This is a genomic window from Methylonatrum kenyense (assembly GCF_023195885.1).
Taxonomy (GTDB): domain Bacteria; phylum Pseudomonadota; class Gammaproteobacteria; order Nitrococcales; family Aquisalimonadaceae; genus Methylonatrum; species Methylonatrum kenyense.
This window is the reverse complement of sequence record NZ_JALPKO010000001.1, coordinates 84,020-104,861: the sequence shown is the minus strand read 5'-3', so window position 1 is coordinate 104,861 and position 20,842 is coordinate 84,020. Positions and strand designations below refer to the sequence as shown.

Genomic DNA, 20,842 nt, shown 5'->3' with positions numbered 1-20,842 from the left:
CCTTGTTTCCTTAAATCAAAAGTCGCTCATTTGAACAGAAAAGCGCAGGGGAAGGCCACCGGCTACAACTGGTAGACTGCGACCATGTTAACGGTTTGTGTCAGCGCCTCGCTGCGCCAATCCATGCTTGATGAAGCGCGGGAGCGGTTTCCGGAGGAGGCGTGCGGTTTTCTGCTTGGTGTCGAGGTCCATCGGGTCGACGAGGTGCTGCACGTGGCGAACGAGGCAGCGGAGCCGAGGCGGCATTATCTGATCGATCCGGAGCGTTATCTGCGCATTCAGGCAGAGGCCTCGGGCCGCAAGCAGCAGGTCATCGGCGTCTGGCATAGCCATCCTGCCGCGGACGCGGTGCCATCGGCGACGGACCTGGCGCAGGCCTGGCCGGACTGGCATTACCTGATCGTTGGTTGGCCTGCCGCCGAGACCCCGCAACTTCGGGCCTGGTGGTCCGCGGCGGATGGATTTCAGGAGGAGACCCTGCAGACGTGAGTAGCGTGATTGTCCGCATTCCGACCCCGTTGCGCGGTTTTGTCGATGGCCGTGACCAGCTGGCGGTGGACGCCGACAGCGTGGAGCAGTTGCTTGAGCGCCTCGCCGAGCATCATCTGGGCCTGGTACAGCGGATTCTGACGCCGGAGGGTGAACTGCGACCCTTCGTCAACCTGTTTGTCGATAATGAGCGTCTGCAGGGTCCGGATGCCCTGCGGCGGCGCCTGGTACCGGGGCAGGTGGTGTCAATCATTCCGGCGGTGGCCGGCGGCGGTGCCGGTTCGGCACGGGAACAGCGGCTGTCGGCGTTGCGCGCGTCGATCCCGGAAATCGAGCCGGAAGAGGCCTGCCGCCGGCAGCAGCAGGGCGCAGTGCTGCTCGATGTGCGGGACCAGGATGAAGTGGCTGCCGGCAGTCCGGACGATGCTGTACGACTGGGCCGCAGTTTCCTGGAGTTGCGGATCGAGGACCGGGTGCCGGATTTGAACACCCCCCTGATGGTGCTCTGTGGCGGCGGTACGCGATCCCTGTTCGCCGCGGAGGATTTACTGCGGCTGGGTTATGCGGAAGTCAGCTCGGTGAGCGGCGGCTTTAACCGCTGGAAGAACGACGGTCTACCGTTCGAAGTCCCTCGCATGCTGGATGCCACGGCACGCGATCGCTACTCGCGGCATTTGCTGATGCCCGAGGTGGGCGAGGTCGGGCAACTGAAACTTGCCGATAGCCGGGTGCTCCTGATCGGTGCCGGCGGCCTGGGCTCGCCGGCCGCCCTGTATCTGGCCGCGGCCGGGGTCGGCACGCTCGGTATTGTCGACCACGATGTGGTTGATCGCAGCAATCTGCAGCGGCAGATCATCCACGCCGACGACCGCGTCGGGATGCCGAAGGCGGAATCGGCACGCCAGGCTATCCATGCGCTGAACCCGGATGTCCGCGTTGAACTGCATCGGGAATACCTGGATAGCGACACGGTCGACGGCATTTTCCCGGACTACGATCTGGTAATCGACGGGACGGACAATTTTGCCACGCGGTATCTCATCAACGACGCCTGCATCAAGCATCGTCTGCCAAACGTGCACGGCGCTGTGTTCCGCTTCGAAGGTCAGGTGAGCGTGTTCTGGCCGGGCCGCGAGCCCGCGCCCGGGCCCTGCTACCGTTGCCTGTTCCCCGAGCCGCCGCCGCCGGAGCTGGCACCCAGTTGCTCCGAAGCCGGTGTGCTTGGCGTATTACCCGGAGTGATCGGGCTGCTGCAGGCGGTCGAGACGGTCAAGCTGCTGCTGGATGTGGGTGAGCCATTGGTCGGCCGCCTGCTGTTCTACGATGCCCTGGCGGGACGTTTCCAGGAAATGCGGATGGAGCGTGATCCGGAATGCGCCTACTGCGGCGATGGCAGGAGCTTCCCCGGTTACGTGGACTATCAGCAGTTCTGTCGCGGCTAGCGACCGCCCGCGCCTTTTCAGCCCCCGATGCAATGGCTGGCGAAGGCGAAGCCGTCGTTCGGGGTCCACTGTGCCTGCGGGGTGTTCGCCATCTGCTGGCACCAGGCCGGCGATCCGACTGGTGGCGCACCGCTCGGCGGACCGCCGTCCATCATGCGCTCCAGCGCGAGCATGCGTTCGTCGAGCATCAGGGGCTCGAGTTGTTGCCCCAGTTCCATCATGGCCTGCTCGATCGGCACCATCAGTTGCGGATCACGCGCGGAAAGCATTGCCATCTGCTGTTCCCCGCGCATGAGCGTCCTTTCGAACCGGCTTTCCGTCTCGATCACCGGTCCGAGACGGCCGTCCAGGGCCGCCTGCTCGAATGAGGCCTCGAGTTCGATCTGTTGCGCCTCGTCCATGCCCAGCAGATGGGTCTCCAGCCAGTCGAAGAAGGTCTCGTAGATATCAATGAATTCGGGAGTGAATTCGTCGCGGAATCGTGCCGCGACGTCATTGGCCGCGGCCTGACTGTCGACACCGTCTACCGCATCGATGATCTTTTCGAAGGTGTTGATCTGCTGATCCATGAACAGCAGCAACTGATCCGTGACCGTTCCAGCATCAACGGTTACGCTGGCTTCAGCTGCCGTTTCCGGCTCTGCGGCATCGGGTTGATCGCTGCCACAGGCCATCAGCAAGAGGCCGAGCAGTAGGATGCATGCTCGCGAAAAAAACGTATCCATGACCTGACCCCCCAATCCGGACCAGCGCCCAGGTGGCGCCGGCCGTCTGCGAAAAGGGCGGTCCAGCGGATTCCGACAAGGCGGAAGGCGTTGGGCCGTCATTCATCGTGGCCTGCAGTGCTCCAAGGCAGCACGCCTACCACCTGTCACCGTCTCGCGACAGTATAGCCAGTGATTATCCAAGTATGCGTTTCGAGCGCCTATTCTTGGCTTGTTGGCAGCCGGTCTGCGGTCAGCCCATGACGCCGTGGAACGGCTGCACCTCGACAAACTCGCCTGCGGCAGCAGAATCGGCGTCATGCGGCAGCACGATGAAGCAGTTTGCCAGGCTGACCGAACTGAGGATTCCGGAGCCCTGGCCACCTGTGGTGCGAACCAGCAGTTCACCGTCGGCGCTGCGTTCCAGAATACCGCGCTGGAATTCGGTACGGCCGCGGCGCTTGCGCAGGTCGTGGGCGGCACGCACGCGGAAGCTGAGTGGCCTGCGGATCGTTTGACCCATTAAATGCCTGAGTGCCGGCTTGACGAACTGGCACCAGGTGGCGACCACCGAGACCGGATTACCGGGCATGCCGAAAAAGCGGGCCCGCCCGATCTTGCCGAAGGCCAGTGGCCGCCCCGGGCGCATGGCGATTTTCCAGAAGCCGACCTCGCCGAGTCGGCGCATGATGTCCTTGACGAAGTCGGCCTCGCCCACCGAGACGCCGCCGGAAGTCAGGATTGCATCGGCGAAGCCGGCTGCGTCGGCGAAGGCCTGCTCCATGGCGGCAGGCTCATCCGGAACCACGCCCATATCGGTGGCCTCGACGCCCAGTTCCGTGAGTACCGCATGCAGGGTGTAGCGGTTACTGTCGTACACATCGCCGGGGCGGAGGGCGGATCCGGCTGAACGCAGCTCGTCCCCGGTGGAGAAATACGCCACCCGGATTCGCCGTCGGCAACTGACTTCCACCAGGCCGAGTGAGCCCAGCATGCCGAGTTCTGCTACGCCGACGCGGCTACCCGCGGCGAGTACCCGGTCGCCGATGGCCAGATCTTCGCCGGCGGCGCGCACGTCCTGGCCGGCGCGGTGCGCACTGTCGATGCGAATCAGGTCATCCTGGCGCTCGACCTTCTCCTGCGGAATCACGGTATCGGCGCCGGCCGGCATCGGCGCGCCGGTCATGATGCGCAGACATTCGCCTGGCAGCAGCGGCTGATCGTAGGGGTGGCCTGCCAGTACGGTCCCGACCACCCGCAGGCGGGTATCGCCTTCGGTCGGCAGGTCGCCGCTGCGCAGCGCATAGCCGTCCATTGCCGAGTTGTCGCTGTTGGGCACGTTGACCGTGGAATGGATATCCTCGGCCAGGATCCGGCCGAGCGCGGCGCGGGTCGGCAGGCGTTCCACACCGCGAACTGGCGTGATGTCCTGGAGAATGCGGTCCCAGGCGGCGTCCACCGACAGCGTGTCTGGCTGGTAGTCGTCATCACAGGATGGAGCGTGTTGGACTGGGCGGTTACTGTCAGTCATGGTGGATAGTCAACGTAAGCAGTCAATGGAGGACAGGATGCTTGATCAGGATGCACTGAACATGCAAATCCGCAAGTTTCTGAAGCAGGTCGGCGTGACATCGCAACGGGAAATCGAGCAGGCGTTGCAGCAGGCCCTGGCCGACGGGCGCATCCAGGGCGGTGAACAACTCAAGCTGCGGATGACGCTGGAGGTGGATGAACTGTCACTGCGCCACACTGTCGACGGCGGACTCGACCTCGGCGCCTCGTAAGCTGGCGAACGCCTTTGGGAAACGCTGGCGTAGCGTGCCTTGCCCCGAACGAATCGCGGACTCGAACGCGGGCGCGCGACTGCAGTCCGGTGTTTCCCTAACCGCCGGTGACGCTCATGTGGCGGAAGATTACCGGCTTTGCCTGCAGGTTGAAGTCGTGGCCGCGCGGCTTGATGGCCATGGAATCCACGATGGCGCGCTTCAGCGCCAGCATGTCGCCCGGCTGTTCGCGCAAAATCTCGCGCAGATCCACCGAATGTTCCTGGCCCAGGCACAGCAGCAACCGGCCCTCGGTGGTAACCCGCACCCGGTTGCAACTCTCACAGAAGTTGTGGCTATGGGGCGAAATGAAGCCGACGCGGGTGCCCGTTTCCGGAATCCGGAAGTAGCGTGACGGCCCACCCGTGGTCTCCGTCGTCGGCACCAGCTCGTGGCGTTGCCGGATGACCTCGGCGACCTCGTCGGACGACATGTAGACCTCGGCCCGGTCGTGGTCGTCGATTTCGCCAAGCGGCATTTCCTCGATAAAACTGATGTCCATGCCGCGGGCGACGACGAAATCCACTAGCGGCAGGATCTCGTCGTCATTGCGATTCTTCATTGCCACGGTATTGATCTTGATCCGTTCGAAACCGGCTTCGCAGGCGGCGTCGATACCGGCCAGTACCTTGTTCAGATTGCCGACCCGGGTAATGTTGCGGAAGCGCTCCGGATCAAGGCTGTCCAGGCTGATGTTGATACGCCGCACACCAGCCCGGCGGAGCGGGACCGCCATGCGATCGAGCTGCGATCCGTTGGTCGTAAGCGTCAGTTCCTTCAGGCCGTCCAGAGCGCCGAGGGTCTCGAACAGTTCGATGACGTTATGCCGTACCAGCGGTTCGCCGCCGGTGATCCGGATCTTGTCGACGCCCAGTTCCGCAAACGCCTGACCAACCGCGGCCAGTTCTTCCAATGACAGGATCTCTGAGCGCGGCAGGAAGGTCATGTCCTCACTCATGCAATAAACGCAGCGAAAATCGCAGCGGTCGGTAACCGACAGGCGCACGTAACTAACCCGCCGGCCGAAGCGGTCAACCAGGGTTTGTGGAAGTGCACTCGCAGCAGTCATGAGTCTGTCACCTTGGGTGTTGTCGAGCCGTCTAACTCAAGTGTCGCATGAACTGCGCTAGGGAAACACTGATCTATTCCCGGGTCTGCGCCCGAGACCGGTTTTGGTCATCTGGCAAGGCGCGAGAATAAATCAGTATTTCCCTGGAGGTTACAAATAGCGTGCCGCCAGGGCACGTATCCGGTTTGCTGATTGCAGCAGTGGCGGAACGGGTCAAATTGACCCAGTTGCCCCCGTTTTGTGGCATTTCGACACGGTTCCGCTGGGTCGGGGGTTGGTGTTTGACTTCCAATTGTCTGAATTCCCGTTGCCTTGCCGATACAACTGCGCTGGTATGAGTCATGCACGCGTGACACTTGGAGACAGCTGGCGCAGACTGGCTGCATAACAAATTTCGGAGGGGCTAGTTCTGTGGCGGAGTTGACACCGCACACGACCGAGCTGACTGACCGGACCCGCCTTCCGGTCGGGGTGGTTGTTGGCCACCTCGGTACCGATCCCGCGAACCGGCGCTGGAAGGCTTTGGGCGTGGTGGTCGGGGCGCAGTTTGCCTCGTCAACGCCGGAGCGGCGCCCGATGCGCTCGGGGTCGGATGGCGATCTCTTTCTCTGGACCGGCTTCGACTGCCGCCTGCATCCCGCCCACACCGACGACTACGCATACAACCTGCAGGGCGAGCAGCCCGGCGTTTATGTCATCGTCCGGTCGTCCGATCAGGTGTTCCAGCCGCGAAGCGTTACCCTCAGCCTGGACGAGGCGCAGAACACCGATGCCACGGATCTGCGCTCGCCGGACGATACCGTGCACACTGTGCCGATGCCGCCCGAGGTCTACCGCTGGGTCGAGGGGTTCATCCTTGATCACCATGTTCCGAAACGGCGGAAGCCGCGGGGCAAGAAGCGCAGCAAGGCTTTGTTTGATGCCGAGGTTGGAGACTTCGCGGAGGATCCGAAATGAGCACCCGGCCCACTGATCAGTTCGAGCAGCAGGAAGGCGGCGCCGTCGGCCTGCTGTCGCGGTGGTCCCGCCGCAAGCAGCAGGCGCAGGCGGAGACGTCCGAGACCTTGCCCAGCAGCCCGGAGTTGGCGCGGGATGAAGTGGCTGCGGAAGCAGTCGAAGACGACCCGGATGAACGAATCGACCCGCGCACCGGGAAGCGTTTCTCGGAACTTACCGATGATGACATGCCGGCGCTGGATAGCCTGATGCCCGATTCCGACCTGAGCATGTTCATGGCAAAGAACATCTCGCCTGCCTTGCGCATGAAGGCCCTGACCCGGGTTTTTCATTCCGCCAAGTTCAACAAGGTTTGCCTCTGCGCCGAGTACGCCGAGGACTACACCACGTTCGAGCCGTTGGGCGACGTCATCCCGCACGACCTGAAAGCCTCCATCGCGCGGGAAGCCAAACGCCTTCGCGACAGCCTGCTCGGGCAGGGTGAGGAAATAAGCCCGGAGGAGGCCGAGGCACGCATCTGGCGTGAAACCAGGCACAGCCGGTCCACTGATGCCGTGCCGCGGGACGAACTGGCCGAGAGCCGCTGGCACCGTCACGAGCAAAGCATGAGGGATGCCGAAGCCGCCGAAGTCGCCGAAACCGAAGAGGAGCACGACAAGCACGATGTCTGAGCAGACACACCATGGCCTGCCGGTTCCTGCCGTTGCCGCCCGCGACGCCGCGCTGGCTGCCGTGATGCAGCTGGATAACGAGGCGACAGCGGTAGTCGAGTACCGCTCGGCGGGTTCCCTGTTGCTGCTGGGACCCGGGGCGGCGGTCGCCACGGTGCTGTCGCGGCTGCCCTCCGGATTGCAATGCACCGTGCTCGTCTCGGATGGCACGGCGGTGGACGTGCCGGAGCGGATGTCACTGGTCAGCGCGCATCCGGTCCAGCTTTCCGGGCACCTCGGCCATTTCGACGTCCGAATCCAGCGGCAGCAGGGCGAGCCGATGTGGCTGGCGGAGTTGTTGGGCGGGGAAACCCGGGCCTTTGACCTGGTGCTGGATCTGCACGCCGAGCCGTTGATCGACGTCGAAACGCTTCCCTTCGGCTATTACGCACCGCGTGACGACTCCGCGCGCCTGGAGCGGGCGCTGGCGGAAATCCCCGAGATGACCGGTGATTTCGAAAAGCCCCGGTACTTCAACTATAACCCGGACATCTGCGCCCACGGTGATAGCGGGCTCAATGGCTGCACCCGTTGCCTGGATGCCTGCCCGACCGGGGCGATTGTCTCGCTGGGTGAACGTGTCGAGGTGGATCCTTACTGGTGCCAGGGCGGGGGCAGCTGTGCAGCCGCCTGTCCCACTGGCGCAATGATTTACGCCTATCCCACGCCGAAGGACCAGTTGCGCCGTATTCGTATGCTGCTGGACGCCTACCGCGAGGCGGGCGGCGACAAGCCGGTACTCCTTTTCGTCGACGAAGAGGCCGGCCTGCAGGCACTGGAGGCGGCGGCGGAAAACCTGCCGGATTCGGTTTTGCCCGTGCCCGTCGCCGAGGTCGGTGCCATCGGCATGGATATCTGGCTGGCCAGCCTGGCCTACGGTGCAACTGCCGTGACCTGGCTGGAGACAGACGAACTGGCTGCATCGGTGCAACGCGAGCTTGCCGACCAGAAGCGTTTTGTCGAGCCGATCCTCGCGGCGCTCGGCTTCCAGCCGACCCAGCTTTCCGCGCTCACGCCCGATACCCTCTCAGGCATCGACTCGCTGGCCGGGCCGGCGGTTGCGGACGTCGCCCGCTTCGACACTTTCAACGACAAACGTGGCAGCCTGCGTCTCGCCATCGACCACCTGCGTGAGCAGGCCGCCGATGTTCCGGATAGCGTCGGGCTCGTGGCGGGTGCGCCGTTCGGTCAGGTACTGGTCGACAGTAATGCCTGCACCCTGTGCATGGCCTGCCCCCAGGTCTGTCCGACAAACGCCCTTTCCGATGCTGGCGACAAGCCGCAGCTCAACTTCACCGAAGATCTCTGCGTCCAGTGCGGCTTGTGCCAGACCGCCTGTCCGGAGGATGCGATCACGCTCGAAGCCCGCTACCTTTTTGATTGGGAGGTGCGCCGCAAGCCACAGGTGGCCAACGAGGAAGCGCCGTTCAATTGCATCGTCTGCGGTACGCCGTTCGCCACCGCCAGTGTCATTGAACGCATGACCGAACGGCTCGGTGATCATCACATGTTCCAGTCCGAAGCCAGCCTGAGGCGGCTGAAGATGTGCGGCGACTGCAGGGTCACGGATCTTTTCTCCGATGACATGACCGACGTTAGCAAACCCACGGTGTACGGGATGAAATCCTCATGAGTACGGGCAACGGAGCACAGGCCGTCACGGCAGAGGATATGGGTGACAATGCCCTGCGCGCCGGGGTCTGGCGTCTGCTCGCAGCGCTGCTCGCTGCGGCCCCCGATGCGCAGCGGCTTGAATTGCTGCGGGGCCTGGAAGTACCGATGGATGCGGCCGCCGAGGATGACGGCATGGGCGGTGCCTGGGCGGCGCTGCTGGAGGTGGCCCGCGTGGCCGAGCCGGAGGCCCTGCGTCGCGAATACCAGGATGTCTTCATCGGGGTGGGCGGAGGCGAAATCACGCCCTATGCTTCTTATTACGGGTCAGGGCAATTGATGGATCGTGCACTGATCGACTTGCGGCGTGATCTCGCCATGCTCGGTATCAGTCGTCACGACGATACCAGTGAGCCGGAGGATCACGCTGCCGCAGTGTGCGAAGCCATGGCCCTGGCGATCGAGGATGCAGAGGTCGACATGGCCTGGCAGCGGGAATTCTACGAGCGACATATTGCAAGTTGGATGGGTGATTTGATGAAAGACCTGAAAGCGGCCGGGTCGGCACGATTCTATCGTGGCGTCGCCGTTTTCGGGCAGGCGTTCATTACTTTGGAAGGCCGGTATCTGGATCGTGCCGGGGCCGAGGGTGAGTGGAACTGACAAGGCTATTGGCTGCACAACGAGTCTGGTCGAGGGAGGATGAGAGAACCATGAAGGCGCAAAGAGATGATGACAGGACGGTGGCTAACCGCCGGCGCTTCCTGAAAACGATGGCGGCAGCGGGCGGTGTTGCCGCCGTGGCCGGGTCGACGACGGCAGTATTTGCTGCGGATCGTGCTGTTGAGGATGAACCCAAGAGCAAGAGCAAGAAGGGCTACAGCGAAACGCCGCACATCCGTGAGTACTACGCCAAGGCCGGGTTCTGATTGGCCGTATTTGATGAGCATGGCCCGACGAAGGTCATGACGACGGGAGGATGATCATGAAACTCAGAAAGAAGACGGCTGCTGCGGCCGAACAGCCCGCGCGAGGCCTGCTGGCCAAGGCGATCGGGCGGCGGACCTTCCTGCAGGGCTCCAGTCTCGCAGTCGGTGGTCTGGCCGCTGCCAGCATGTTGCCGACCTCGATGGTCAAGAAGGCACATGCTGCGCGGAAGATCGACCGCGACGGCGAAATCACCACGGCCAAGTCGGTCTGTACGCATTGCTCGGTGGGTTGTGGTGTCATTGCCGAGCTCCAGGACGGTGTCTGGGTCGGCCAGGAACCCAACTTCGACAGTCCGATCAACCTGGGTGCCCATTGCGCCAAGGGCGCGGCGCTGCGGAATCATGGTCACAGTATCCGTCGGGTCCGTTATCCGATGAAGCAGGTCGACGGCCGCTGGGAGCGGATCAGCTGGGAGCAGGCTGTCGAGGAGATCGGCGACAAGCTGCTCGAGATCCGCGAGGAGTCGGGCCCGGACTCGGTCTGGTTTGCCGGTTCGTCCAAGGCCAACAACGAGGGCGCCTACCTGCAGCGCAAGTTCGCCGCGTTCTGGGGCTCGAACAACTGCGACCACCAGGCCCGGATCTGTCACTCGACGACGGTGGCGGGTGTGGCCAACACCTGGGGCTACGGCGCGCAGACCAACTCCTATAACGACATCAACAAGTCGAAGTGCATCATCATGTGTGGCTCGAATGCGGCGGAAGCGCATCCGGTGGCCATGCAGATGATCCTGCGCAGCAAGGAGAATGGCGCCAAGCTGGTGGTGATGGATCCGCGGTTTACCCGCACTGCCGCCCACGCCGACACCTACGTCCGGTTCCGTTCCGGTACCGACGTGGCGCTAATCTGGGGGATTCTGTACCACATCTTCGAGAATGAGTGGGAAGACAAGGAATACATCCGCCAGCGCGTCTACGGCATGGACAAGGTGCGGGAAGAGGTCGCCAAATGGACGCCTGATGAAGTGGAACGCGTCACCGGGGTGCCGGAAGAGGGTATCTACGCGGTGGCCAAGACCATGGCCGAGAACCGCCCCGGCACCTTCGTGTGGTGCATGGGTGGTACCCAGCACACCATCGGCAACAACTACGTTCGTGCCTACAACTGCCTGCAATTGGCTCTTGGCAACATCGGCGTCGAAGGTGGCGGTGCGAATATCTTCCGCGGGCACGACAACGTGCAGGGTGCGACCGATGTTGGCCCCAACCCGGACAACCTGCCCGGTTACTATCCGATTGCCGAGGGTGGCTGGAAGCACTGGTGCCGCGTCTGGGATGTCGACTACGACTGGCTGGCCGCGCGCTTTGACCAGAACGAATACGACGATGGCCAGGGCGGCAAGGTGAAGCCGATGAACAGCGGCGGCATCACCGTGTCACGCTGGATCGACGGCGTGCTGGAAGACAAGGAGAACATCGCGCAGAAGGATAATCTGCGTGCGGTCATGATGTGGGGGCATGCGCCCAACTCGCAGACCCGCGGTCCGGAAATGAAGCGGGCCATGGAAATGCTGGACATGCTGGTGGTCATCGACCCGTATCCGACCGTCACTGCCGTGCTGCACGACCGGAAGGACAACACGTATCTGTTGCCGGCGGCCACGCAATTCGAGCAGGCCGGGTCGGTCACCGCATCCAACCGGTCCCTGCAGTGGCGCGAGAAGGTCATCGATCCGCTGTTCGAGCACAAGCCCGACTCCGAGATCGCCTACCTGCTGGCGAAGAAGCTGGGCTTTGCCGACGAGATGTTCAAGAACATCACGGTAGAGGACAACAAGCCCGAGGCGGAGAGCATCCTGCGCGAGATCAACCGCGGTACCTGGTCCATCGGTTACACCGGCCAGAGCCCGGAACGTCTGAAGGCGCACATGCGCAACCAGGGCGACTTCGATGTGGTCAGCCTGAAAGCCCGCGGCGGTGAGCTGGACGGCGAGACCTACTGCCTGCCCTGGCCGTGTTACGGCACGCCGGAACTGAAGCATCCCGGCACGCACGTGCTGTATGACACCAGCAAGCATGTGATGGAGGGTGGCGGTAACTTCCGCGCCAACTTCGGCACAGAACGGGATGGAGAAACCCTGCTGGCCGAGGATTCCTGGTCCAAGGGTGCCGAGATCGAGGGCGGTTATCCGCAATTCGATTCCGACGTCCTCAAGCAACTCGGCTGGTGGGATGAGCTCACCGACGAGGAAAAGCGCGAGGCCGACGGCAAGGCGTGGACCACGGACCTGTCCGGCGGGATCATCCGCGTCGCGATGAAGCATGGCTGCCACCCGTTCGGCAATGCCAAGGCGCGTGCGCTGGTCTGGAACTTCCCGGATGGCGTGCCGATTCACCGCGAACCGCTTTACACACCGCGCTATGACCTGGTCGAGGATTACCCGACCTACGAGGACCGGAAGATTTTCTATCGGCTTCCGACCCGCTTCGAATCCGTGCAGGCACGGGACTACTCGCGGGAGTTTCCCCTCATCCACACCTCCGGCCGCCTGGTCGAGTACGAGGGTGGTGGCGAGGAGACCCGCTCGAATCCCTGGCTCGCCGAGCTGAAGCAGGACATGTTCGTCGAGATCAACCCGGCAGATGCCAATGATGCCGGCGTGCGCAACGGCCAGATGGTGTGGCTCGAGGGGCCGGAAGGTGGCCGGATCCGGATCAAGGCGCTGGTTACGGAACGCGTTGGTCGCGGCACCGTGTTCAGCCCGTTCCATTTCGGTGGCCACTTCCAGGGCGAGGATCTGCTCAGCAAGTACCCGCCGGAGGCGGCGCCTTATGTGCGCGGTGATTCGACCAACACGGCGACAACCTATGGCTACGACGCGGTCACGATGATGCAGGAAACCAAGACCACCCTGTGCCGCGTGAGCCCGGCCTGATAAGTATTCGAGAGGAGAGCCGTCATGGCACGAATGAAATTCCTGTGTGACGCCGAGCGTTGCATCGAATGCCAAGCCTGCGTCACGGCCTGCAAGAACGAACACGAGGTCCCCTGGGGCGTCAACCGCCGGCGTGTCATCGTAATGAATGATGGTCGACCGGGGGAGAAGGCCGTCTCGGTGGCGTGCATGCACTGCACCGATGCGCCCTGTGCCGCGGTCTGTCCGGTGGACTGTTTCTACACCACCGCCGACGGCATCGTGTTGCACGACAAGGACCTGTGTATCGGTTGTGGTTACTGCTTCTACGCCTGCCCGTTCGGCGCGCCGCAGTATCCGCAGCAGAGTGCGTTCGGTGTGCGCGGCAAGATGGACAAATGCACCTTCTGCGCCGGTGGTCCGGAAGAGGTCCATTCATCCGCCGAGCTCACCAAGTACGGCACCAACCGCGTCGAGCAGGGCAAGTTGCCACTGTGCGCGGAGATGTGTTCGACCAAGGCGTTGCTGGCAGGGGATGGCGACATCGTTGCCGATATCTATCGGAAGCGGATCATCACCCGTGGTGGCAGGCCGCAGACCTGGGGCTGGGAGGCAGCCTACGGCGAGGACGTCTGAATTCGGTGACGGGCGGGGCCGGCACGGCTCCGCCCGTAGTTCGGGTTCGGAATGTCCGAATGGCGATAAAAGGAGACTGGCGGCAGGTCTGGGTGTCATGCCCGGGCCACCGCCGACGACAACACGAGGAGATCTGCCATGCCGAGGAAACCACTGCACCTGCTTGCGCTCGTCCTGCTCAGTGGCGCGCTGGCGGCCTGCGGCTCGGAACAGACCACCATGTACGAACCGGGCGTGTACAAGGGCAAGGAGGACGCGGCCGCGTCCGAAGAGGCTGCTGAACGTCGTTCCGGTGCCTTGCGGAGTCGCGCCGAGCGCGGCTTTGCGGACCGCTAGCATGGAGGGGGAATCATGAAATCCCAGGCACAGGCATTAAAGGCCTCACGCCGCTGGCGCGCCATGCTGTGGTCGCTGTTTGCCATCATCATCCTTGCCATGGCATTGCCGTCGATCGGCTACCTGGTGGCCGATGCGGCCCAGGTCTATGGCCCGGAGCGTGACTTCTCCGAGGAACGGGCTGCCAACCCGCGATCCGAAATGTGGCGAGATGCTCGCTTCGGCGAGGGCGGGTTCACGACCCAGACCGGTCCCTATGTCACCAACCAGATGATTGCCAACATCGGCGAGAACTGGCGTCAGGTGCGCACCGGCCCGATGACCACGATTGGCGGCTGGTTCCTGATCGCGGTGCTGGTGTTGATCAGTCTGTTCTTCGCCGTCGTCGGGCGATCCCGGATCGAGGGCGGCCGGTCCGGCATGACCGTGGTCCGATGGAAGGGCTACGAGCGCTTCCTACACTGGTTCACGGCGCTGTCCTTTATCGTGCTCGCGATTACCGGCCTCAGTCTGCTGTTCGGCCGTTATGTCCTGATCCCGATCGTGGGCCACTCCGGTTTCGCCGGTTACGCCCAGGCAGCGATGTATGTGCACAATTTCCTCGGCCCGGCGTTCAGCGTCGGCGTGCTGTTCATGATCGTGCTCTGGGCCAAGCACAACATCCCCAACCGGACCGATGTGCAGTGGTTCAAGCAGGGCGGCGGGATTATCGGCAACAAGCATCCCTCCGCGGGCAAGATGAACGGCGGCGAGAAGGTCTGGTTCTGGCTCGGTGTGTTCACGCTGGGGCTGATCGTGATCGTCTCGGGCTTCATCCTGGATTTCCCGAACTGGGGTTTCCAGACCCGTGAGATCATGGCCTGGTCCCAGGGTATCCATGCGGTTGCCGCGATCATCTGGATCGGCTTCTTCTTCGGCCATGCCTACATCGGCACGCTCGGAACCGAGGGCGCGCTGGAGGGCATGACCCGCGGTCGGGTCGATACCAACTGGGCCAAGCAGCATCATGATTTGTGGTACGAGGATCTGATTGCTCGCGGTGAACGGCCGGTGCCGGAAAGCGAGTTGGAAGGTGCCAAGGCACCCAGCCAGCCGGCCGGACAGAGCGGCCACTAGGCCCTAACGAAAAGAAATCGGTGTCTCCCTGACGGCTGGCGGGGGTGGTTCCCGCCAGCCGTTCTTTATTCTCTGGTACGGATTCGATCATGAAGTTTCCGCGAGTTGCTCGGCTGGATGACACGGACGAGCATGTCTACGAGCGCGCCGCCGCCGTCGGCGAACCAGCCATTCCCGGGACATTTGCCTACACCTTCAGTGACGACGACCCGCTTGGTTTCGAGGGCAAGCGCAAGCAGGCCTTCCGCCACGGATTTCTCGGCCTGGAATCGTTTGGGCGCTGCACGGTGGTAACCGTCTCGGAAATGGATGAGGCGGAATACAAGGGCGTGGTGGAACGTCTCGCGCATCATCTGGTCACCGAATACGGGGCGCCGAATCTTGGCGATGCGCTGCCGGTTGCCCGTGAGGAGGTGGAGTATGCGGCCGGACTGTGCGAGCACGAGTTGAATACCGTGCTCGCGGTGGAGCGCGTCATTTCCGCCGATGGTGAAATCCACGAAACCTTCAAGGTGATCAAACCCCAGGCCCGGTGGGACGGCAAGGCGGTGAAGATCTGGGCCATGGAGCCCGAGGAACAGGGTCAGGACGACTCCGAAGACGGCGCGCGGACCGGCGGCAAGGACTGAATCCGGCGCTTCGCGTGTTCCTGGGTACCCGCGCCATTGCGGAAATTACGGATGGCTCCTCCGGCGCCGCGTGCGTCACACTTGGTTGGTTGTTTAACCTGGTGGCAGAGGGCTCTTCGCTTGAAGCGTGAAACCTTCCTACGTGTGGCGCTGCTGGTGCTTGTCCTGATGGCACTGGCAATTGGCTTCCAGTTCCGTGGCGAACTCAGCCCCGATGGGCTGCGCCGCGCGGTGGACGGATTTGGCGCCTGGGCGCCACTGGTGTTCATGGCTGCCTATGCGCTGGCGACCATTGCCTTTCTGCCCGGGCTGGTCTTCACCATCGCCGGCGGTGTGTTGTTTGGTCCCTGGCTGGGGACCCTGTTCAGCCTGATCGGCGCCACGCTCGGGGCCACGGCCGCATTCTTCATTGCCCGTCTGGCGGCCTCGGACTGGGTCGCGGACAAGGCGGGCGGGCGGCTGCAACAGCTGTTGCAGGGCGTGGAACGGGAAGGGTGGCGGTTCGTCGCACTGGTGCGGCTTGTTCCTGTGTTTCCGTTCAATCTGCTGAATTACTCGCTTGGCCTGACTCGCATTCCGCCGCTGGCCTACATCATCACCTCGTTTGTCTGCATGGCACCGGGAGCGCTGGCCTATGCCTGGGTGGGTCATGCCGGTGCCGAGGCCATGGCCGGCGGTGAGCGCGGCATCCAGGCTGTCTTGATTGCCTTGGGTCTGCTGGCCGCGGTGATCCTGTTGCCCCGGATTGTCCGGCGCATCCGGCAGCAACCGGTGGTGCCGTCGGGAGACCAGCCATGAGCGGCGCGGGGCGACTGGATTTGCTGGTCATTGGAGGCGGCGTGGGTGGCCTGGTGACGGCCAGTGTTGCCGGCCAGTTGGGTCTGCGGGTGGCGCTGGTCGAGCGGGGCGATAATCTGGGCGGCGACTGCCTGCATTTCGGCTGTGTGCCGAGCAAGACACTGATTCGCTCCGCGGCGGTGGCGCACGCGGCACGATCAGGTGCGGCGTTCGGCATACCTTCGTCCCTCGGTTCGGTTGACCTGGGCGCGGTCAGCGACCGGATTCAGGAGGTCATTGCAACCATCCAGAAGCATGATGATCCCGAGCGTTTCCGTGGCTACGGGATCGATGTGCGATTTGGCGAGGCCCGCTTCGTTGATCCGCATACGGTCGAGGTGGCCGGGGAACGGCTCTCGGCCCGCCGTTTCGTGATTGCCACCGGCTCACGGCCGGCCGTGCCGCCGATCGCCGGCTTGGATCAGCTGCCGTTCTGGACCAATGAAACGGTATTCAATCAGCGCGAACTGCCCGGGCGTCTCGGGGTGATCGGTGGTGGCCCGATTGGCCTGGAGTTGGCGCAGGCCTTCCAGCGACTGGGCAGTCAGGTCACCGTGCTGGAGGCCGCGCCAAGGATACTGGCGCGGGAGGACGCTGAACTCACCGACCTGCTCGAGGCGCGTCTGCGTCTCGAGGGGCTGGAGGTGCGAACAGGCGCCAGGATCAGCGAGGCCCGGTCGGCGGGCGAGGCTCTTGCGCTGGATGTCGCCGACGGTGATAACGTTGAAACGCGATCCTTCGACGCCCTTTTGGTCGCCACCGGCCGGCATGCCAATGTGGAAGCGCTGAATCTTGAGGCAGCCGGCGTCCGCACGGCGAAGGGTCTGATCGCCGTGGACCGCCGGATGCGTACCTCCCAGCGGCATATCTTTGCCTGCGGCGATTGCACCGGCCCTTATCCGTTCACCCATGCGGCCGAATACCAGGCCGGCGTGGTTATCGCCAATGTGGTCTTCCGGCTGCCCAAGCGCGCGAACTACCGCGTAATCCCCTGGGTCACCTACACGGCGCCGGAGCTCGCCCATGTCGGGCTGACCGAGGCCACGGCCGCGGAACAGGGGATCGGCGTCAAGGTCCTCCGATTCCGCTTCTCCGATGTGGATCGCGCCCTGACAGATGGCGAAACCGACGGCATGATGAAACTGATCGTCCGTCGCGGGCGTATTCTCGGTGCATCGATTCTTGGACCCCATGCCGGTGAACTGATCCATGAGGTGGTGCTGGCCATGCAGGCCGGGGTGAAGCTTTCGGCATTGTCCGGGGCGGTGCATGCCTATCCGACCCTGGCCCAGGTCCACCGCCGCACCGCCAACACGCTGTATGCCGAAAGCCTGTACTCGGCCCGCACGAAAACACTGGTGCGCTGGCTGCAACGGCTGATTCCCTGAACCCACGGAGTTTCTTATGTCCGCTACCGAACTGGTTCGCCTGCACAACGACTTCCCGCAGATCCGGCGGCGCGCGGTGCGCACGCTGCAGGTGAATCTGGGCTATCGCTGTAACCAGACCTGTTTCCACTGTCATGTGAACGCCGGGCCAAATCGACGCGAGAACATGATCCGGGAGACCGTAGACGACTTGCTGGCGTTGTTACGCCGGTCGCGGATCGAGACGCTTGACCTGACCGGCGGTGCGCCGGAGATGAACCCCTATTTCCGCGAGGTAGTGGTCGCAGCCCGCGAGCTCGGCATCCATGTCATCGATCGCTGCAATCTAACGATCCTGGAAGAACCCGAATACGCCGGCACCGCCGAATTCCTGCGTGACCATCAGGTGGAGGTGGTTGCTTCGCTGCCGTGTTATTCCGAAGACAACGTGGACGCCCAGCGGGGCGATGGGGTATTCGAGGCGAGCATCGCGGCGCTGCGCCGGCTCAACGCCCTGGGCTACGGCCAGCCGGATTCCCGGCTGGCGCTTACCCTGGTCTATAACCCGCTCGGCGCCAGCCTGCCGCCGTCACAGGACACGCTGGAAGCAGCGTACCGGAGGCATCTGGGCGAGGAGTTCGGCATCGTCTTCACTTGTCTGTTCACGATCGCCAACATGCCGATCAACCGCTTTGCCAAGGACCTGCGCAAGCAGGGCCAACTCGGTGCCTACATGGAACTGCTGCGGGATTCCCACCGCGAGGCCAATCTCGATGGCGTGATGTGTCGGGACACCTTGTCGGTGGACTGGCAGGGCGAGATCTATGATTGTGATTTCAATCAGATGCTGCACCTGTCCGCCGCCGGTCACCGACGCCATATCCGCGACCTGTCGCTGGATTCCCTGGAAGGCGAGTCCATCGCCGTGGCGGATCACTGCTTCGGTTGCACGGCGGGCCAGGGGTCCTCTTGTGGAGGTGCGCTGAAGTGACCTCTGTCGCCCACCAGCCGACCCAGGACTGGCGCTGGCGCCTGCCTGAGCCGGTGGGTGATGTTTTGGCCTGGTTTGCCGCCTTCGTCGGCTTCCTCGGCATGACTTTCTGGGCCTCCCGGTTCACCCCCGAGGATCCGGGCGTGCCTCTGATCTGGCCGGCTACCGGACTGGCGCTGGCCCTGGCTTACCGTTTCGGCTACGGCATGCTCGTTCCGGTTTTTATTGCCTGCGTATCGATTCACATGCTGCTTGGCGTGCAACTTCCACAGGCGGCGGTTCTGGCCTCAGGCATCGTCCTCGGCGCCGTTGCCGGATGCTGGATGCTGCAACGTTTTGCAGTACGGCGAACGCTGGAGCGGAGCAGGGACGTGCTGCTGCTGTTTGCCATTGGTGTCGGCGCCAGTGCGTTGATCAGCGGTTTTACCGGGGCCCTGACAATGGTCGGGATCTCGTCGGGTTTCCCGCAGGTCTTCGGCGTCTGCTGGATGGCGGATACCGCCGGTATGTTGCTGTTCGCGCCCGCGATCCTCGCCTTTGGCTCGACCGAGTCGGATTCCGCCACGGACTGGCGCAGCGGTCTGCTGATCCTGATGCCGGTGGCCGTCGCCGCGCTTGCCTTCGGTGTCGGGCTGGATCTTCTGGTCGCCTTGCCGCTGTCCTACCTGATCTTCCCGGCGGTCATTGTTCTCGCGCTGCTGCTACCGCTGGGGTCGGTTGCCCTCAGTGTGGCCCTGGTCGCGATGGTGGCGGTGAGTTGCACGGCCGCCGGCAAGGGTCCGTTCGCGCAGATGGGCATGCAACCGGACCTGATGTCGTTGTATGCACAGCTTTTCCTGCTGCAATTGACAGGCCTGTTGCTGGCCGCGGTGCGCTGCGAACGGTTGGATGCCGAGCGTCGTGAGCGCAGCCATGCCCGGACGCTGGCGCGAATCGGTCGCCTGAATGCGATGAGCGCCATGGCCGCCGGACTGGCCCATGAGATCAACCAGCCGCTCTGTGCCATCAGCAGTTATTCCCAAACGGCGCGCCGGTTACTCGATCGCGGTGCGCCGGCGCAATCCCTGGGGCCGGCCCTGGATCGCATTCGCGATGGGACCGAGCGGGCATCGGACATTGTCCGGCGCGCCCGCCGATTCCTTGGTGATCCGGAGCGTTGTCGTCAGTCAGAGGATCTGAGAGCGCTCGTTCGCGACGCCGTGGCACTGATCCGACCGGAGTTGCGGCGCAACTCAGTGCGCCTGGATCTGAGCTTGCCGGACACGCCACTGTTTTGCCTGGTGGACGGACTTGAACTGCAGCAGGTCCTGATCAACCTGATGCAGAATGCCGAGGAAGCGATCCTGGAGGCGGGACGGGGGCCGGCCGAACGCTGGATACGAGTGAGCGGCAGCGTCATGGCGGGTGGCCGCGAAATCTGTATCCGGGTTACCGACAGTGGACCCGGGCTGGGGCAGGTCGATATCGCCTCCCTGTTCGAGCCACTTGTCAGCCATCGAGCAGGTGGCACGGGCCTGGGCCTGGCGATCGCGCGCTCCATCGTCGAATCGCATGGTGGCCGTCTCACGGCGAAGACCGAGGCGGGCGCCGGTGCCTGCTTCAGCCTGATTCTGCCGCTGGCGGAGGCGCATGGAGCGGTTGAGGGCCAGGAACGCGATGACTGAGACCGTTTATCTGGTTGATGATGATCCGGACGTACTGGATGCGGTGACCTTCCTTCTCGAGGCGGACGGCTATCGGGTTGAGGCCTTTGCCGATCCGTTCGCGGCCCTGAAAGCACTGGGCCCCGATCATCGTGGGTGTCTGGTTCTGGATGTCCGGCTCCCGGGCATGACCGGCCTGGAGTTGCATCAGAAGCTTCGGCAGCAGCACGTGCTCATGCCGGTCCTGTTTATCTCCGGCCATGGCGATATCCCGCTTGCCGTGCGTGCGATCAATGCCGGTGCACTGGATTTCATCGAAAAACCCTTCCATGACATGGTCCTGCTGGAAAAGGTCGCCAATGCGATCGAGCTGGACGGCTCGCAGTATGTCCATATCACGCGGCAGGACGAGTTGGAGGCGCGGCTCGAACGCCTGACACCGCGCGAGCGGCAGGTCATGGAAGCGATGATGCAGGGCAAGCTCAACAAGGTGATCGCCGATGAACTTGATGTCAGTCCGCGCACGGTCGAGGTGCATCGTGCGCGGGTGCTGGACAAGCTCGAGGCGCGCAACAGTTCGGACATGGTGCGGCTCGTGTTGTCCACCGAGCGTTATCGGGATTGGTTGTTGTAGGAGT

General features: G+C 63.4%; 21 protein-coding genes. 18 read left to right on the top strand and 3 right to left on the bottom strand.

The window, feature by feature from the left end:
- Positions 1–84: 84 nt before the first annotated feature.
- Both M0534_RS00520 and moeB read left to right on the top strand, forming a co-directional pair.
- Complete coding sequence (locus M0534_RS00520; RefSeq protein ID WP_248566454.1) at positions 85–489, top strand: M67 family metallopeptidase; 405 nt, start codon at positions 85–87, stop codon at positions 487–489.
- Positions 486–1,931 carry a molybdopterin-synthase adenylyltransferase MoeB gene (gene moeB, locus M0534_RS00515; RefSeq protein WP_248566453.1) on the top strand — a complete coding sequence of 482 codons (1,446 nt, stop codon included), beginning with the start codon at positions 486–488 and terminating at the stop codon, positions 1,929–1,931. Before M0534_RS00520 ends, moeB begins: the two co-directional genes overlap by 4 nt.
- A 17-nt stretch (positions 1,932–1,948) precedes the next feature.
- Here the strand turns inward: moeB and M0534_RS00510 are convergent, their stop codons facing one another.
- Positions 1,949–2,656: a DUF3012 domain-containing protein gene (locus M0534_RS00510; RefSeq protein WP_248566452.1), complete on the bottom strand. Its 708-nt coding sequence runs from the start codon at positions 2,654–2,656 to the stop codon at positions 1,949–1,951.
- A 232-nt stretch (positions 2,657–2,888) separates the two neighbouring features.
- Entirely contained in the window at positions 2,889–4,166 is a 1,278-nt protein-coding gene (gene moeA / locus M0534_RS00505; protein ID WP_248566451.1) for a molybdopterin molybdotransferase MoeA, read from the bottom strand.
- A 37-nt stretch (positions 4,167–4,203) separates the two neighbouring features.
- On the opposite strand from moeA, the gene M0534_RS00500 reads away from it, so the two are divergent.
- Entirely contained in the window at positions 4,204–4,419 is a 216-nt protein-coding gene (locus M0534_RS00500) for a DUF6494 family protein (protein WP_248566450.1), read from the top strand.
- Positions 4,420–4,516: 97 nt separating this feature from the next.
- Here M0534_RS00500 and moaA read toward each other — a convergent pair whose 3' ends face one another.
- Positions 4,517–5,527 (bottom strand): GTP 3',8-cyclase MoaA, encoded by a 1,011-nt coding sequence (gene moaA, locus M0534_RS00495; RefSeq protein ID WP_248566449.1) that lies wholly within the window; start codon positions 5,525–5,527, stop codon positions 4,517–4,519.
- A gap of 411 nt (positions 5,528–5,938) precedes the next feature.
- Between moaA and M0534_RS00490 the strand changes: the two genes are divergently transcribed.
- From M0534_RS00490 to M0534_RS00420, 15 genes are all read left to right on the top strand, one after another.
- The gene (locus M0534_RS00490; protein ID WP_248566448.1) at positions 5,939–6,484 is read left to right on the top strand and encodes a DUF3305 domain-containing protein; all 546 of its coding nucleotides are present in this window, start codon (positions 5,939–5,941) and stop codon (positions 6,482–6,484) included.
- The gene (locus M0534_RS00485) at positions 6,481–7,155 is read left to right on the top strand and encodes a DUF3306 domain-containing protein (protein WP_248566447.1); all 675 of its coding nucleotides are present in this window, start codon (positions 6,481–6,483) and stop codon (positions 7,153–7,155) included. The genes M0534_RS00490 and M0534_RS00485 overlap by 4 nt, the downstream gene beginning before the upstream one ends.
- Positions 7,148–8,827 carry a 4Fe-4S binding protein gene (locus M0534_RS00480; protein ID WP_248566446.1) on the top strand — a complete coding sequence of 560 codons (1,680 nt, stop codon included), beginning with the start codon at positions 7,148–7,150 and terminating at the stop codon, positions 8,825–8,827. The genes M0534_RS00485 and M0534_RS00480 overlap by 8 nt, the downstream gene beginning before the upstream one ends.
- Entirely contained in the window at positions 8,824–9,468 is a 645-nt protein-coding gene (locus M0534_RS00475) for a TorD/DmsD family molecular chaperone (RefSeq protein WP_248566445.1), read from the top strand. Before M0534_RS00480 ends, M0534_RS00475 begins: the two co-directional genes overlap by 4 nt.
- Positions 9,469–9,518: 50 nt before the next feature.
- Entirely contained in the window at positions 9,519–9,734 is a 216-nt protein-coding gene (locus M0534_RS00470) for a twin-arginine translocation signal domain-containing protein (RefSeq protein ID WP_248566444.1), read from the top strand.
- Positions 9,735–9,790: 56 nt separating this feature from the next.
- Complete coding sequence (locus M0534_RS00465) at positions 9,791–12,670, top strand: formate dehydrogenase subunit alpha (RefSeq protein ID WP_248566443.1); 2,880 nt, start codon at positions 9,791–9,793, stop codon at positions 12,668–12,670.
- 24 nt (positions 12,671–12,694) lie between these two features.
- A complete protein-coding gene (fdh3B, locus tag M0534_RS00460) occupies positions 12,695–13,285 on the top strand; it encodes a formate dehydrogenase FDH3 subunit beta (protein WP_248566442.1) in 591 nt (196 codons plus the stop codon).
- 138 nt (positions 13,286–13,423) lie between these two features.
- The gene (locus tag M0534_RS00455) at positions 13,424–13,621 is read left to right on the top strand and encodes a hypothetical protein (protein ID WP_248566441.1); all 198 of its coding nucleotides are present in this window, start codon (positions 13,424–13,426) and stop codon (positions 13,619–13,621) included.
- Positions 13,622–13,636: 15 nt separating this feature from the next.
- On the top strand, positions 13,637–14,737 hold the full coding sequence (locus M0534_RS00450; protein WP_248566440.1) for a formate dehydrogenase subunit gamma: 1,101 nt from the start codon (positions 13,637–13,639) through the stop codon (positions 14,735–14,737).
- Positions 14,738–14,826: 89 nt separating this feature from the next.
- On the top strand, positions 14,827–15,366 hold the full coding sequence (locus M0534_RS00445; protein ID WP_248566439.1) for a DUF6505 family protein: 540 nt from the start codon (positions 14,827–14,829) through the stop codon (positions 15,364–15,366).
- A gap of 120 nt (positions 15,367–15,486) precedes the next feature.
- Positions 15,487–16,164 carry a TVP38/TMEM64 family protein gene (locus M0534_RS00440; RefSeq protein WP_248566438.1) on the top strand — a complete coding sequence of 226 codons (678 nt, stop codon included), beginning with the start codon at positions 15,487–15,489 and terminating at the stop codon, positions 16,162–16,164.
- Positions 16,161–17,591, top strand: a complete 1,431-nt coding sequence (locus M0534_RS00435; RefSeq protein ID WP_248566437.1) for a dihydrolipoyl dehydrogenase family protein — start codon at positions 16,161–16,163, stop codon at positions 17,589–17,591. Before M0534_RS00440 ends, M0534_RS00435 begins: the two co-directional genes overlap by 4 nt.
- Positions 17,592–17,607: 16 nt before the next feature.
- Positions 17,608–18,561 (top strand): arsenosugar biosynthesis radical SAM (seleno)protein ArsS, encoded by a 954-nt coding sequence (arsS, locus tag M0534_RS00430; RefSeq protein ID WP_248566436.1) that lies wholly within the window; start codon positions 17,608–17,610, stop codon positions 18,559–18,561.
- Positions 18,558–20,225 (top strand): ATP-binding protein, encoded by a 1,668-nt coding sequence (locus M0534_RS00425; protein WP_248566435.1) that lies wholly within the window; start codon positions 18,558–18,560, stop codon positions 20,223–20,225. The genes arsS and M0534_RS00425 overlap by 4 nt, the downstream gene beginning before the upstream one ends.
- Positions 20,218–20,838, top strand: a complete 621-nt coding sequence (locus M0534_RS00420; RefSeq protein WP_248566434.1) for a response regulator transcription factor — start codon at positions 20,218–20,220, stop codon at positions 20,836–20,838. The genes M0534_RS00425 and M0534_RS00420 overlap by 8 nt, the downstream gene beginning before the upstream one ends.
- Positions 20,839–20,842 lie beyond the last annotated feature (4 nt).

Coding starts and splice junctions, on each gene's coding strand:
- M0534_RS00510 (WP_248566452.1), bottom strand. CDS start 2,656: ATGGATACGTTTTTTTCGCGAGCATGCATCCTACTGCTCGGCCTCTTG.
- M0534_RS00500 (WP_248566450.1), top strand. CDS start 4,204: ATGCTTGATCAGGATGCACTGAACATGCAAATCCGCAAGTTTCTGAAG.
- M0534_RS00475 (WP_248566445.1), top strand. CDS start 8,824: ATGAGTACGGGCAACGGAGCACAGGCCGTCACGGCAGAGGATATGGGT.
- M0534_RS00420 (WP_248566434.1), top strand. CDS start 20,218: ATGACTGAGACCGTTTATCTGGTTGATGATGATCCGGACGTACTGGAT.
- moeA (WP_248566451.1), bottom strand. CDS start 4,166: ATGACTGACAGTAACCGCCCAGTCCAACACGCTCCATCCTGTGATGAC.
- M0534_RS00465 (WP_248566443.1), top strand. CDS start 9,791: ATGAAACTCAGAAAGAAGACGGCTGCTGCGGCCGAACAGCCCGCGCGA.
- M0534_RS00520 (WP_248566454.1), top strand. CDS start 85: ATGTTAACGGTTTGTGTCAGCGCCTCGCTGCGCCAATCCATGCTTGAT.
- M0534_RS00485 (WP_248566447.1), top strand. CDS start 6,481: ATGAGCACCCGGCCCACTGATCAGTTCGAGCAGCAGGAAGGCGGCGCC.
- M0534_RS00445 (WP_248566439.1), top strand. CDS start 14,827: ATGAAGTTTCCGCGAGTTGCTCGGCTGGATGACACGGACGAGCATGTC.
- M0534_RS00480 (WP_248566446.1), top strand. CDS start 7,148: ATGTCTGAGCAGACACACCATGGCCTGCCGGTTCCTGCCGTTGCCGCC.
- arsS (WP_248566436.1), top strand. CDS start 17,608: ATGTCCGCTACCGAACTGGTTCGCCTGCACAACGACTTCCCGCAGATC.
- M0534_RS00455 (WP_248566441.1), top strand. CDS start 13,424: ATGCCGAGGAAACCACTGCACCTGCTTGCGCTCGTCCTGCTCAGTGGC.
- M0534_RS00450 (WP_248566440.1), top strand. CDS start 13,637: ATGAAATCCCAGGCACAGGCATTAAAGGCCTCACGCCGCTGGCGCGCC.
- fdh3B (WP_248566442.1), top strand. CDS start 12,695: ATGGCACGAATGAAATTCCTGTGTGACGCCGAGCGTTGCATCGAATGC.
- moaA (WP_248566449.1), bottom strand. CDS start 5,527: ATGACTGCTGCGAGTGCACTTCCACAAACCCTGGTTGACCGCTTCGGC.
- M0534_RS00470 (WP_248566444.1), top strand. CDS start 9,519: ATGAAGGCGCAAAGAGATGATGACAGGACGGTGGCTAACCGCCGGCGC.
- M0534_RS00435 (WP_248566437.1), top strand. CDS start 16,161: ATGAGCGGCGCGGGGCGACTGGATTTGCTGGTCATTGGAGGCGGCGTG.